Source organism: Sporosarcina sp. Y1004 (assembly GCF_057669665.1).
The window spans coordinates 19,019-33,443 of the sequence record NZ_JBYHFQ010000016.1 but is presented as its reverse complement, the minus strand read 5'-3'; the positions used below and the strand labels follow the sequence as shown (position 1 = coordinate 33,443).

10 protein-coding genes are annotated in these 14,425 nt (G+C 34.6%); 9 read left to right on the top strand and 1 reads right to left on the bottom strand.

Annotated features, from left to right (window positions below; all coding sequences use genetic code 11):
* The first annotated feature begins 394 nt into the window (after window positions 1-394).
* From AC25Y6_RS12000 to AC25Y6_RS11965, 8 genes are all read left to right on the top strand, one after another.
* Entirely contained in the window at window positions 395-1,288 is an 894-nt protein-coding gene (locus tag AC25Y6_RS12000) for an HNH endonuclease (RefSeq protein ID WP_488143202.1), read from the top strand.
* A 30-nt stretch (window positions 1,289-1,318) separates the two neighbouring features.
* Window positions 1,319-2,236 carry an endonuclease NucS domain-containing protein gene (locus AC25Y6_RS11995; RefSeq protein WP_488143201.1) on the top strand — a complete coding sequence of 306 codons (918 nt, stop codon included), beginning with the start codon at window positions 1,319-1,321 and terminating at the stop codon, window positions 2,234-2,236.
* A 110-nt stretch (window positions 2,237-2,346) separates the two neighbouring features.
* Complete coding sequence (locus AC25Y6_RS11990) at window positions 2,347-3,555, top strand: GmrSD restriction endonuclease domain-containing protein (protein ID WP_488143200.1); 1,209 nt, start codon at window positions 2,347-2,349, stop codon at window positions 3,553-3,555.
* On the top strand, window positions 3,552-4,460 hold the full coding sequence (locus AC25Y6_RS11985) for an MAE_28990/MAE_18760 family HEPN-like nuclease (RefSeq protein WP_488143199.1): 909 nt from the start codon (window positions 3,552-3,554) through the stop codon (window positions 4,458-4,460). The genes AC25Y6_RS11990 and AC25Y6_RS11985 overlap by 4 nt, the downstream gene beginning before the upstream one ends.
* 309 nt (window positions 4,461-4,769) lie before the next feature.
* A complete protein-coding gene (locus tag AC25Y6_RS11980; protein WP_488143198.1) occupies window positions 4,770-5,354 on the top strand; it encodes a recombinase family protein in 585 nt (194 codons plus the stop codon).
* A 760-nt stretch (window positions 5,355-6,114) separates the two neighbouring features.
* Window positions 6,115-8,454 (top strand): EcoAI/FtnUII family type I restriction enzme subunit R, encoded by a 2,340-nt coding sequence (gene hsdR, locus AC25Y6_RS11975; protein WP_488143236.1) that lies wholly within the window; start codon window positions 6,115-6,117, stop codon window positions 8,452-8,454.
* A 10-nt stretch (window positions 8,455-8,464) separates the two neighbouring features.
* Window positions 8,465-9,940, top strand: a complete 1,476-nt coding sequence (locus AC25Y6_RS11970; protein WP_488143197.1) for a class I SAM-dependent DNA methyltransferase — start codon at window positions 8,465-8,467, stop codon at window positions 9,938-9,940.
* Complete coding sequence (locus AC25Y6_RS11965; protein WP_488143196.1) at window positions 9,930-11,426, top strand: restriction endonuclease subunit S; 1,497 nt, start codon at window positions 9,930-9,932, stop codon at window positions 11,424-11,426. The genes AC25Y6_RS11970 and AC25Y6_RS11965 overlap by 11 nt, the downstream gene beginning before the upstream one ends.
* A gap of 859 nt (window positions 11,427-12,285) precedes the next feature.
* Here the strand turns inward: AC25Y6_RS11965 and AC25Y6_RS11960 are convergent.
* Window positions 12,286-12,543 carry a tyrosine-type recombinase/integrase gene (locus AC25Y6_RS11960; RefSeq protein ID WP_488143235.1) on the bottom strand — a complete coding sequence of 86 codons (258 nt, stop codon included), beginning with the start codon at window positions 12,541-12,543 and terminating at the stop codon, window positions 12,286-12,288.
* A gap of 463 nt (window positions 12,544-13,006) precedes the next feature.
* Here AC25Y6_RS11960 and AC25Y6_RS11955 point away from each other — a divergent pair, with 463 nt between their 5' ends.
* Complete coding sequence (locus tag AC25Y6_RS11955) at window positions 13,007-14,383, top strand: M28 family peptidase (protein ID WP_488143195.1); 1,377 nt, start codon at window positions 13,007-13,009, stop codon at window positions 14,381-14,383.
* Window positions 14,384-14,425: the final 42 nt, after the last annotated feature.

The following is a 14,425-nucleotide window of genomic DNA, read 5'->3' as shown; positions in this document are numbered from 1 at the left end:
CAAAGAGAACTAATCCTTTAGCTCAGTTCCAAGCTATTCGTCTGATTGCCTAAATGAATATGGAATAGATAAGAAACACAGGAGGGTCTCTTTACTGAAATCCTCCACTTTCGTATATTGGAGTGGACGATGGAATATAGGTCGGAATTCATGACATTGTTACACCTACTAATAAAACCGTCTTTTATATAGTCTGATACATCATTATCAGTATGTAATGCAAGGAGGATATTTTTTACAATATCTCCTTATCAATGCGCTATAGATAGTTGGTACAGACACACGTCACAAAGTTTTTATGAAGGTAGCAACTAAATGGTTATGAACCTTTGTGCCATACACTTATAGAAGAGATGAAAATGGTGGGAAATGTAGTTTTGAGGGAGGACTTTTAATGCACACAGTAGATGATATCATCATTTTTCTAAGTTACTATAAGGAGAATAAATTAAAAGTAGATAAAGAGGACTTTTTAGAAGCTGTAAGCTGTGTGGAAAATTATCAAGAATTCAAGCTGGTTCTAGATTTATTTAAAGACGCTGGACTTGAAGTAGGGATACGTTTATACGGCCATATTGTTCATTACATTTGTAGTTATGAAGACTGTAGGGAAATATTAGATTACTTAAAGAAAAATGCTGCTATAGTTAATCGTGAGTATTTTATACAACTCATATTATTAAGCACAAATAAAGAGGATGCAAGAAAAATTTACAATGAATTTATTGATCAAAATACTAGAACAAGATTTGCAGAAAGTTTCATGGGGAGATTTGGTAATAAAGAGCAAGTGTTGAGAGATTTCAATGGGAAAGCCAAGCTTGAATATAAGATTAGGGGTTACAAATTCCATGAACGTGTTGAAAATATTAAAGGACAAATTTTTGCTAGCAGGGAAATAACAGAGACTGAGAAAGAACATTCAATAAAGTTAAGAATTGGTCAATCTGTTTTTAGAAAGGCTCTACTATCCACTGGGAATAAATGCAAATTATGCGGTGTTACGGACGAAAGGTTTCTTGTAGCAAGTCATATTAAGCCATGGAGTCAATCAAATGATCAAGAGCGGTTAGATGTTAATAATGGGTTGCTGCTTTGTCCAAATCATGATGCCTTATTTGATAAGCGACATATTAGCTTCAATGTTGAAGGAACAATTTTGATTTCAGATAGTTTGGATGAAGTGACAAGGCAGTTTTTGAATATCACTGACAAGATGAAAATTGAAATGAACGTAACTCAGCAGCGGTATATGAAGTGGCATAGAGTGAATCGATTAAAGCCTTGATTTAAAGAAAACATTAAGGGGGAGAGTAGTTTGACTAGTTATCTAATTCCGTATATAGACCCAAAGAAAAATGATGGAGAAGAAGACCCTTTATTTTCGGAATATACATATGGCGATAAAGGGAGTAGAGGGGATACATTAAAAAATAGAGTTGCAAAGGGAGATTATCTCTTCTTTCATACTAGCATAAGAAATAAGCGGTACATTACCGCTTTTTACGAAGTGGAAGAGGTTATGGAAATACAAAGAGCAAGAACGGATAATATAATAATGATGAAATACCGAAATCCTCACTTAATTAGTACTGAAACGCAAGAGAATGAAGTAATTGTATTTGGGAATCCAATTAAATCCTTGGTATTAGATACACCACTTGAACTTAATGAGGGGTTGCTGTTAGAACTTACTATTAACTATAATCCCTCTTCAAATCAGACAGCATTAGCAGCACTGTCGTCAAAGTTTAGAAATTGGTTTGCATTAACCGACACGCAAATTGAATTAATACTGCAAAAAGTATATACCTTGCATAACGAGAGCTATCTTAAGAAAAAACAACTTTCTAGCGATGAAATACGCCAATTAAGCGAGGCGGATATTGAACAGTTTCTTGCTGATGATCCAGAAGTATTAGGGTCTGACCTAGTTTTTGTTGAAAGGCAACATCAATTTCGGGATGGAAAAAGGTTAGATTTATTAATGAAAAATAGTGTAACAAATCAAGTACATATTGTTGAAATTAAAAAGGATGATATAGGTCCTGAAGTACTTAAGCAAATTAAAGGATATATTGATAGATATGAAACAGAAGAGAATACTAGAGACATTAAAGGGATTATAGTATGTAAAGGGATATTACCTCACTTTGAAGACGAAATATTGAAGCAATTAAAAGGAAGAATACAAATATTTCAGTATGGATGGATGTTCTCTATACAACCAGTTTAACTTAAGTGATGTTAATAAAACTTTGATATTATTAATTATTTAAAATGCGACTAATTTTTGTATTTGTATCCTAACTTGGACAATATGACCTGAATTTCTTATACTATAAAATGACAGTATTTATTTTCATCTATGGTGGAAAAGGTTTGGACACTAAAAAACATAATCCAGAAGGGGAGAATTCTATTTTGACTACTTTAAAAACTTCTTTGGACTCTTTGAAGCAAATTGCTAAAGAAAGAACAGTTAAAACACAGAATATAGAGTATGATTTAGAAACTTTGGCAAAAAAAATTGATAGGAAAACTATTAAATTGGACCCAGAATATCAAAGGAATCATAGATGGTCTGATGAAATGTCTTCAAAGCTAATTGAAAGTTTAATTTTAAACATCCCTATTCCAGTTATTTATTTATCCCAAGACATTGATGTAGATGATGATGACGGTGAAAACGAAGGCATTCCTCGATATTCAGTTATAGATGGTCAACAACGTTTAACCGCTATATTAAATTTCATGAAAAATAAGATGCCGCTAAGTGGAATGGATGTATTAGAACCATTAAATGGTTCATTTTATAAAGACTTACCTCCGTTCTTAATTAGGAGACTAGAAGAGCGAACAATTAAATGCCTAAGAATTGATTCCACTTTAGATACTCAGGTTAAATATGATATTTTTGAGAGGTTGAACTCTGGCTCTATACGTTTAGAGGCGCAAGAATTACGTAACGCTATTTATAGAGGTCCTTTTAATAGCTTAATTAAAAAATTAGCTGAAAATGAAAATTTTAGGTTGTTAAATCAAATAAGTTTAGAAGAACCCGAGAAAACTAAAAAAGTGCAAAAAATGGAAGATGTTGAATTAGTTCTTCGTTTTTTTGCACTACAAAATAATAGATATAGAAATTTAAAGAAGGGTTTTAAAAAGTTCTTATCTGAAGCAATGGAAGAATTCAATATGTTACCTATTTCAACTCTTAAAGAATATGAATTAAAGTTTAATAAAGTGATGGCTCTAATAATTGAGGTATTTGATAATGAAGCTTTTTCTAAGTATAAATATGAGAGTGTAAATGGGACTTATGATTTCAAAAAGATGTCAAAGTTTAATGCCGCTGTATATGATGCCTTAGCAATTGCTATTGCTGATGAAGTTAACTTTGATGATGATGTGAAATTACCTATTACTATAAATGAGAGTTTTCAGTCGTTATTTAAAGACCCAAAATTCTTTGATGCTGTTTCAGGGAGCGTTAATGACAGGGAAAAAGTTATATTTAGAATTGAAGCTGTAAAGGAGCTACTGAGAAATTGAAGGCTGCAGAATCAATAAAAGTAGAAGCCCCTCATGAGTTAGAAACTGTCGAAATAGAAGATTTCACTTTAGAAATTAAGGAAGATGGAAGCGAGTCAGAATCTGAAATAGACGGACTTACATATGCGTCTCTATTCATTGAAAGCCTTGAAGAACGATGGAAGGAAATTGATTTACTTATAACACAAATTAATCTAGAAAAAAATGAGGAATTTAAAAATATTCTATGTAGATCGACAATTGTTCTAATAGTGGCACAATTGGAAGGCTTTATGAAAGAAGCTGCGTCAATTATTATAAAGGATTTAAATCTTTATGTTGATTTTGCTAGTATTCCAAAATTTATTAAAAAGACATACTGTATCTCATTTTTATCTTTGGATAAAAATGGTAAAGTTGATAATCGGAAAATAGAGAAATTGATTGAAGAATTCGGAGATTTAAATGCAAAGCTAGATGTCTCTCCTTTCTTTTACGAACAAAATAAAAATCCATCACCAACAATTATAGAAAAAGTAATGTCGAATTTTGGGGTCACAGAGTTTTTTAGAGTTATTCATAAATCAAAGCTTGATATTGTTTTTGAAAATAACCCTTCTGAAACAAAGATCCTTTTTGAAGATTTGAGAGATTATACAAAACAAGCTGTGAAAACATTTCCATATAGAATTGAATTAAAAAATTATGGTTTGGTGTTAAATGAAGAAAAAATAAAAAGAGGGAATTCCTTGTGGACAACCTTCTTGGATGAATTATTGCGCAAGAGACATCAAATTGCACATGGGGTAAGCTTTACTGATGAAATTAATATTAATGAATTGAAAGATTATCGGACAAAAATACATGTTTTACAGTTTGCTATTGCATTAGTATTGTTTGATAGTGGAGTGAAAAATGAAGCATAAAACGTTTTTGTATCAAAAATAGTGTTTTTTATGACTTTATTAATTTAAGGGTATTATTTCTGTTTGATTTAATAAATTTGGATATTATTTCAAAAAGACAGCGGACGTAATTTCCCTGTCTTTTTATTTTATAGAAAAACATAATATAGAATATAGTTATTGATAGAGTGTACTTAAACGGTAACGAATGTAATAATATTCCAAATGTAATAATGACAAGGATTGTAGCGTGTTCGTGGCGTTATCGTTTGACTGTTACCGAAATAAAAGGTAATGTGAAGCCATCATAGGGTGAAAGAAGGTTGTTATATGAGAAATATAGCGTACATAAGAGTATCTTCCGAAAAGCAAAATACAGCACGTCAGCGCAAAGCACTAAAAGAAGTTGGTTGTGATGTGTTCTATGAAGAAAAGTTGAGTGGTAAGAATACAGAACGTCCCGAATTACAACGTATGCTATCAGAGCTACAAGAAGATGATGTAGTAATTGTGCATGAAATATCACGTCTATCTCGTTCAGTAAAGGACTTACTAATCATAGTTGAAGATATTAAAGAGAGAGGAGCTTCTCTTAAGTCGCTGAATGAGTCGTGGTTAGATACATCGACCGAGAATCCTATGAATGAGTTCTTGCTTAATATCTTCGGCAGCCTAGCACAATTGGAAAGGGGTCTAACCTTACAACGCCAAAGAGAGGGAATTGAAATTGCTAAAAGAGAAGGGAAATTTAAAGGTCGAAAATTAGAGGTTACCTTAGGCGGAAAGAAGGCAGAGAAAGCCGTACAAGCTCTTGAATGGTATCAAGAAGGTAAGTCTGTACGATACATATGTAAGACGTTGTCAATTGGCACTGGAACGTTGTATAGGCTGTTGGAGCGAGAGGGTTTACGTTAGAGGTGATATTTTAACGAGAACGAAGTTTCGTATGTAATAAGATAAAGAAATTATTAATGATTGGACTAATTAACGCTGATGATAACTCTGTTTGACTAATTCAAAAGTCACCGAGAAGTTAATATCATGTTTTGATATGTTTGGTTTGATCATATTCCCACGTGAAATAAGCTTCTCAAAAGTATTCATCCATTTTGAGTTAAGTACATGTTTTCTCAGGGAAGAATAATCAAGTTGTAGAATGGCATTGAAAGATTCATGTAACCCAGTCAGCATAAGAATTAGTATTGGCATCCAACAATGTAATGACATCGATCCTATCCTCATTGTTTCTATGAATTAGAGCTACTTCTAATTACGGATTACAAAATGTGTAGGAGAATTACTAAGCTTTTGAAATGGTATGAATTAGGATTAGTGAATAGGAGATAACTTATCAACTGATGTTATAGAGGTTGATTTAATACTAACTACCTTGCTAGGTCAGGGCGGCATGCTAGAATATAGTGTATATAGGCGGGGGTAATAACCACATTCTAGTGTGTTTATATCTGGATGATGGAATAGGCAGCCACATCTGCACGTCATAATATTAATTAAAATTTGAGGTAAGGTTTGACCAATTGAAGTTGTTTTCTAATAAGGATAGTTAAAGTCATACACTTACCGCTATAATAAGGATGATACTTAGTCAATTTAGCAGGTCTAAATAGATCACTTCTTTAGAAAGGGGGATATATAATTGAAAGCAAAACATCAAATGACTGAAGAAGATATTAAATTGAAATATATTACGCCAGCTATTCAAAAAGTAGGTTGGGATATCATGAACGATGTATTCTGTGAGTACAGTTTTACAGATGGTCGGATAATTGTTCGTGGTAATTTAACTGCACGTGGTAAGTCCAAACGAGCGGATTACTTATTGTTCTATAAGAAGAACTATCCAATTGCAATCATAGAGGCAAAAGACAACAAGCAAGAAGTAGGAGCAGGGATGCAACAAGCTTTAGATTATGCAGAAGTTTTAGATGTACCTTTCGCATTTTCCTCTAATGGTGATGGGTTTATTGAGCATGACCGCTTAACTGGTAATGAAAGAGAACTAACTCTTGATGAATTCCCAACACGTGAGGAACTGTGGAGGCGTTATTCGAAGGAAGCAGATATTACACCTGAGCAAGAGCAGATCATAAACGAACCGTACTATTTCCAATTAGGAGAAAAAACACCACGTTATTATCAACGTATTGCTATAAATAGATCAATAGATGCGATTGCAAATGGTCAAAATAAGATTCTATTAGTAATGGCAACAGGTACAGGTAAAACTTATACAGCGTTTCAAATCATTTATCGTTTATGGAAAGCTGGTGTAAAAAAGAAAGTCTTATTCTTAGCGGATAGAAATATCCTGGTAGATCAAACTATGACAAATGACTTTAAACCATTTGAAAAAGTCATGACTAAAATTGAGAATAAAGAGTTAGATAGCTCTTATGAAATATATTTATCGCTATATCATCAGCTTGCAGGTGATGATGGTTTAGAACCCTTCAGAAAATTCAAACCAGATTTCTTTGATTTGATTATAGTTGACGAGGCACATCGTGGTTCTGCCAGAGAAGACAGTCGTTGGAGAAAGATATTAGAGTACTTTGATACCGAGGGAACTACTCAAATTGCCTTAACTGCTACACCAAAAGAAACGAAAGAAATATCCAATATTACTTACTTTGGTGAGCCAGTCTATACTTACAGTTTGAAGCAAGGAATTGATGATGGATTCTTAGCCCCTTATAAAGTGATGCGCATAGGTTTAGATAAAGATTTACATGGATATCGACCAGAAAAAGGTAAGCATGATATGTATGGTGAGCTAATCGAAGACAGGGAATATAATCAAAAAGATTATGATAGAAATATTATTATCGATGCTAGAACAGAAGCAGTTGCCAAGCGAATTTCACAGTTTCTAAAGAAGACAGATCGATTTGCTAAAACGATTGTTTTCTGTATAGATATTAACCATGCGGAGCGCATGCGTAGAGCATTAGTGAATGAAAATAGTGACTTATGTCAAGAAAACTCGAAATATATTATGCGTATCACAGGAGATAATAAAGAGGGGAAGGCACAGTTAGATAACTTTATTGATAGGGGAAGTAAGTACCCTACAATTGTTACAACTTCTAAGCTTTTAACAACAGGCGTGGATGTTAAAACATGTAAATTAATTGTGCTAGATTCTAATATCAACTCAATGACTGAATTTAAACAAATTATAGGTCGGGGAACTCGCTTAGATATTGAACATGGCAAGGAATACTTTACTATTATGGATTTTCGTAATGTTAGTCGCTTATTTGCCGACCCCGATTTTGATGGTGATCCAATTGTCATTATTGATGTTCCGAATGGTGACGATATGCCTGGCTATGATGATGATGATGGTGGTGGTGAAACAGGAAATGGCGGCACTGATATAGATGGAGATCCAGATCCAGATACAGGAGATGGTGATGGTAAAGTACCGTCGAAAAAATATCGTGTGAATGATGTTGATGTGCAAATCATTCATGAGCGTGTACAGTATTACAATGTGGATGGGAAACTCATAACAGAAAGTCTGGTCGATTACACGAAAAAGAATATCCAAAAACAATTTGCTTCCCTTGATGTCTTTTTACGAAGATGGAAAGAGGAAGATCGAAAAGAGATTATATTGGAAGCGTTAAAAGAGCAAGGTGTCTTATTAGATGCGCTTCGTGAGTACGACAACCTTAAGGAGTTAGATGATTTTGATTTGATACTACACCTAGCCTTCGACCAGCCACCATTGACAAAAGCAGAGCGTGCAAAAAATGTGAAGAAACGTGGCTATATTTATGAGTATAAAGATGTAGCACGTGAAGTTTTAGAAATGCTATTAGATAAATACATGAATGAGGGCATTGCAGAAATCGAGGGAACAGAAGTGTTGGAATTAAGTGAATTCCATAAGTTTGGAAATCCAATGAAAATTGTAAAAGCCTTCGGGAACAAGAAGAAATACTTAGAAGCAGTGAGAAAATTAAAAGATGAAATATATCTAGCATAGGAGACTTAACATGTCGGTGACATCATTTGTAAAGACACTACAAAATATTATGCGTAATGACGCTGGAGTATCTGGTGACGCACAACGTATTGAACAAATCGTTTGGACGCTATTTTTAAAAATTTATGATTCAAAAGAAGAACTTTGGGAATTCCATGATGATGATTTTGAATCCATCATTCCCGAGGATTTGCGCTGGAGAAATTGGGCTGTAGATAACAAAGACGGCGAAGCAAAAACAGGTGACTCATTACTTGATTTTGTAAATAACAAGTTATTCCCTGTGTTAAAATCCATTGAAGTAGATGAGAATACACCAGTTAGTAAAGCAATCGTACGTTTTGCTTTTGAAGATGCGTACAACTACATGAAAGATGGTGTGCTATTAAGACAAGTTATTAATGTGATTGATGGCATTGATTTTACGGATTATAAAGAACGCCATGCGTTCAATGAAATCTATGAACAAATTTTAAAAGATCTACAAGCCCAACGTGCATCAGGTGAATATTACTCGCCAAGGGCTACAACTGATTTTATTACCGCAATGATCAAACCACAATTAGGTGAAAGAGTGGCGGATTTCGCTTGTGGAACAGGTGGTTTCTTAACATCTGCTTTAAACTATTTACAACCCCAAATTAAATCTACAGAAGACAACGAAGTTTATGATAGATCTGTTTATGGGATTGAGAAAAAAGCATTCCCGTATCTATTAAGTATTACTAACCTATTATTGCACGACGTTGATAATCCAGTGATTATTCATGGTAATAGTTTAGATAAAAATGTACGTGATTATACAGAGAAAGATAAATTTGAAGTGATTATGATGAACCCTCCATATGGTGGTTCAGAAAAAGAAAGTATTAAAATGAATATCCCTATGGAATTACGAAGCAGTGAAACTGCAGATTTATTCATGTCTGTTATTATGTATCGTTTAAAACAAGATGGTCGTGCGGGTGTTATTTTACCAGACGGAATCTTATTTGGAACTGACGGAGCGAAGCTGGGGATTAAGGAAAAGTTATTAAAGGAATTTAACCTTCACACAATTATTCGCTTACCCCATAGTGTATTTGCACCTTATACTTCTATTCATACAAACGTGTTATTTTTTGATAATACACAGCCAACTGAAAATGTGTGGTTCTACCGTTTAGATATGCCAGAAGGATATAAAAACTTTTCTAAAACGAGACCGATTAAACTAGAGCATTTTAAACCCGCTATGGAGTGGTGGGAAAATCGTGTAGAGATTAAAGAAGGGAATTTTGATAAAGCACGTAAATTCTCAGCGCAGGAAATTATTGATGACAACTACAATTTAGATTTGTGTGACTTCCCACAAAAGGAGGAGCTAATTTTAGAACCAGGAGAATTAATTGCAACATATCAAGCTGAACGTACACGATTAAATAATGAAATCGATTCGATTATGGATGAAATTCAAGAGATACTAGGTGATACTAATGAATGCTAAGCAATTAAAAGATTCTATCTTAAAATACGCTTTAGAGGGGAAGTTATTAGACACAATAGGCGAAAACTCGGAGCTTATAATTTCGCAGATTAGTAATATTAAAGCTGATCTAATAAAAAAGAAACTCTTAAGAAATGATAAAGAAAATTACGATTATATAGAGAGTATTCCTTATGAACTACCTGAAAAGTGGAATTGGGTGAAAATGGGTAAAATTGCTACAGTAAAAGGAGGGAAACGAGTTCCAAAAGGTCACAAGCCATCAACCACGCCTACGCCATACATTTATTTAAGAGTCGCTGACATGAAGCAAGGTACTATTTTTGAAGGAAATTTACATTATGTTGACGAGATAATTTATCAGCAAATAAAAAATTATACAATCTCAAGCGACGATTTTTACTTAACTATTGCTGGAACTATTGGGAAGGTAGGTTCGGTCCCGAAGCACTTAGACAATTCATTGTTGACGGAGAATGCCGTTAAAGTAATTAACTATGGTATTTATAAGCCCTTTTTTAACATGGTTTTAGAATCTCCAATTATACAAAATCAATTCGAATCTCTTATTAATAAAGTTGCTCAGCCGAAATTGTCAATTAGAAATATAAATCAAACATTAATGCCTTTACCACCATTTGAAACTCAGATAAAGTTAGTAGAGAAAATAAATGAACTTTTTAGCAAGGTTTTGAGTTATGAAAAAATTGATAGTGAGTTAAAAGATATTTCATACGCCTTTCCAACTCAACTTGAAAAGTCTATCCTTCAATATGCAATGCAAGGAAAATTAGTTGAACAGCAAGAGACTGATGAACCTGCTAGCCTTTTAGTTGAACGAATTAAAACTGAAAAAGAACGATTGGTGAAAGAGAAGGTAATTAAGAAAGAAAAGGCATTACCTAAGATTACTGAGGAAGAGATACCTTTTGAGATCCCGAGTTCGTGGGAGTGGGTGAGGTTAGGGGAAATTGGAAAATACATTCAAAGAGGGAAGTCACCTAAATACTCTACTATTGAAGAGTTTCCAGTTGTATCACAGAAGTGTGTTCAATGGTCAGGTTTCGACATTAGTAAAGCAAGGTTTATTGAGCCAGACTCACTAAAACAATACGAAGAAATAAGGTTCTTACAAGATGAAGATTTACTTTGGAATTCCACTGGGCTTGGGACAGTAGGGCGTATAGGTATATATAATTCTGACAAAGTATCGTATGACAGGTTGATAGTTGACACACATGTAACGATTGTTCGTTTACCAGAAGAAATTAACAGAGAGTTTATCTATTACTACTTAGCTTCGCCTACAATTCAAGAAGCAATTCCAGATATTAGTACAGGAACAACTAAACAAAAAGAATTAAATCTTAGCGTAATAAAAAATATTCTAATACCGTTACCTCCAAGGTTGGAACAAGACAATATTGTAAATAGGATCAAAGAATTGATAAAGTATAAAGAAGATTTAGTTGAAGTGCAGATATAGGGGCAAATTATCAAGTCTAAAACATCCTTTGCCTGCTACAATTAAGTGGGTACAGTATAAAAAAAAATTTGTAAAGAATCTTAAAAGGATTCTTTTTCATTATGCAACAATATGGTATATACTAGTTCTTAGAAGGTCATTGAACCAAGTTCGTGAATATGTAATACTCCCTAGTGAGTAAAACCTTGATATATCAGCATTTGATAGTGTAGATGCTTAAGTGTTAGAGCCTCTGGACGTGGGTTCGACTCCCACCGTCTCCATCTTAGAAATCATTGGATTTCAAACAGTGCCAAAACCCTTGTATATCAAGGGTTTTTTCTTTTGCCTTGTTTCATATGCCGTGTTTCATATGATTTCAGATAATTTCAATAGAACGTAGTCAAAGCGTAGTCATCTGTCTACATTTCAATATAGTTGGCAAAATTCAGTATAGTTTCTTCTTTCGATTTCCGATGTTGAGATAGGGTATCTACCTATTAATATATGACCTGATACACTCACCCAAATTGAAGTTGCTAACGAGCTGAGCTTTGCAATAGGCTTGAATAATGTTATCATTGGTTCAAAGATAGTTTCGGTCTTAAAACGTAAATTGACCGAATCCCTAGTACGAGTTGAATACGTTCCAAACGCTTGGTATGACTAGGCTGGTGGTGAAAACCATAGTGGCCTTCTAAGCCGTCGGTCGGGGGTTCGAATCCCTCCTGGGACATAATTAAGACAATTTAGAAGAAGTTAAGAAATTAAAAAACCGCTAGAAACGTTGGATTAACAGCGTTTCTAGCGGTTTTTTGATTTTGGAAAATTCGTTAGAAAACGATATGAAGTGAAACCATTATACTCAAATTATACACATTTACTCAATCATATTCTCGAAAGTAGCAATTGTACTCTTCTCATCACGTACACGTAATTCTTTAATAATGTGTGCATAATACTTCAATGTGGTGTCAATATCTTTGTGTCCTAACCTTTCGGAAACATAATATATGGATACCTTTTTGTAAAGTAAGATACTTGCGTGTGTATGGCGTAATCCATGAACCGAAATCAAATCGATGTCAAGACTTTTAAGCATCCTGCGTAATAACTTATTAGTGTATTCATTTGTGATGGATTTAAAAAGTTAATCAATAATAAAGCAAGGTATTTGTGAGTTAACCTAGGAACCGGATGGAATTGGTACATCGGCTCGTCCAACATCAATTTGAAGCATACTTTGGGAGGTTGTTTTTAAATTTAATATCAGAAGGAATAATTTTTAACAGTTGTTAAATTTTAATTAGTCTTTGACAGGCGTAAAGTAGTGCTATTAAGTTAATGCGATTAGATATCCTAATAATATCTTTGGAATTTGGACGGTAAGTCATACGTGTTTTATTTAATTACTTCACGCATAGAAATTTTTACGTAAAAAGATGGGAATCACGCATCCTTTGGTGCAGAAATCTTTTTTGCATTACCTCAAACTACCAAAAGTACTATTCTGGAAACTAGTCCCAAGTAGACTTTATTAAATAGTCTAATAACTTATACTTAATGTGTAACCAACTATATTTTAGGAGGCTCGATTAAGTATGAGAAGAAAACCGTTTATCGCATTAGTACTTGCCACAAGTTTATCAGTAGGGCTCCCAACCGCGTATGCAAAGGAAGCGCCTGCTCCACCTCCTCAGGCACAGCAAGCTTTTGATAATAAAATTGTCAAAAGAATCAATGTGGATAACATTTATAACGATATTGCCCATCTTTCCAGCGAACCGCGTGTTGCGGGTACAGAAGCCGAATGGAATGCTGTTCAGTATATCAAATCCAAATTCTCTTCATTTGGATACAATACCGAGATTCAGCCTTTTACATTTGAAAGTTACCAAACGCCAATTGTTTCCGTTACAGTAGCGGGTGATACTCTCTCATCAACTAGCTTTACATATACACCAAATGGGGAAGTGTCAGGTGAAATAGTTTATGCAGGTTTGGCAACAGAGGCTGATTTGGTAGGCATCGACTTAGCAGGCAAAATCGCTTTGATCAAAAGAGGAGATATCTCCTTTGCCGATAAGGTGCTAAACGCTGCTAAAGCAGGAGCATCAGCAGTGATCATTTATAATAATACTTCTGGCACATTATCTGGAACTCTGGGTGCACCAAATGATAAATTTGTTCCTACTGTTTCTCTTTCACAAACCGAGGGAGATAGGTTAGCATCATTAGCTGTAGGACAAACTATTTCCGCAACTGTCAAAGTTACGGATGGCGGTATTCAACAAAAAACATCCCATAATGTTGTTGCTGTCAAAGAACCTACTAATAAAAAGAAAGCTACTAACCAGATTATAGTTGTTGGTGCCCATCATGACTCTGTTCCGGGATCTCCAGGTGCCAATGATGATGCTTCCGGAGTAGCTACTTCCATTGAGTTGGCTCGTGTAATGGCAAACATGCCTACTGATACTGAAATTCGCTTCGTGACGTTCGGTGCGGAAGAATTAGGGCTTCTTGGATCCTATGCTTATGTCGAAACTCTATCCCAAGATGAGCGTGACCGGATTGTCGGTATGTTCCAAATGGATATGGTCGGAAGTAGGGATGCTGGTGAACTGGTAATGTTCACTGTAGATGGAGAGAAAAATGTCGTCACTGACCTCTCGGCAGCTGCTGGAGTGAGAACAGGAAATCCATTGAGTTACGGAAAAGAAAGCCGAAGCGACCACGTGCCGTTTTATTATGCGGGCATTCCAGCTGCTTTATTTATTCATAGCCCTACTGAACCTTGGTACCATACACCAAATGATTCAATTGATAAAATTAGCAAAGAGAAACTACAAGAAACAGCAGAAATCGTTGGTGCAGCAGTATACCAAGTTGCACGTCCCGACACACCCGCTTTAGAAAGGGCGAAAGTTTCACCAAAACCAGTTGACTATGAAAGAGAGCTTGGTGGACTACAATAAGAAATATAGAAAAAAAGCGGGAGAAAGTTTCCACGCTTTTTT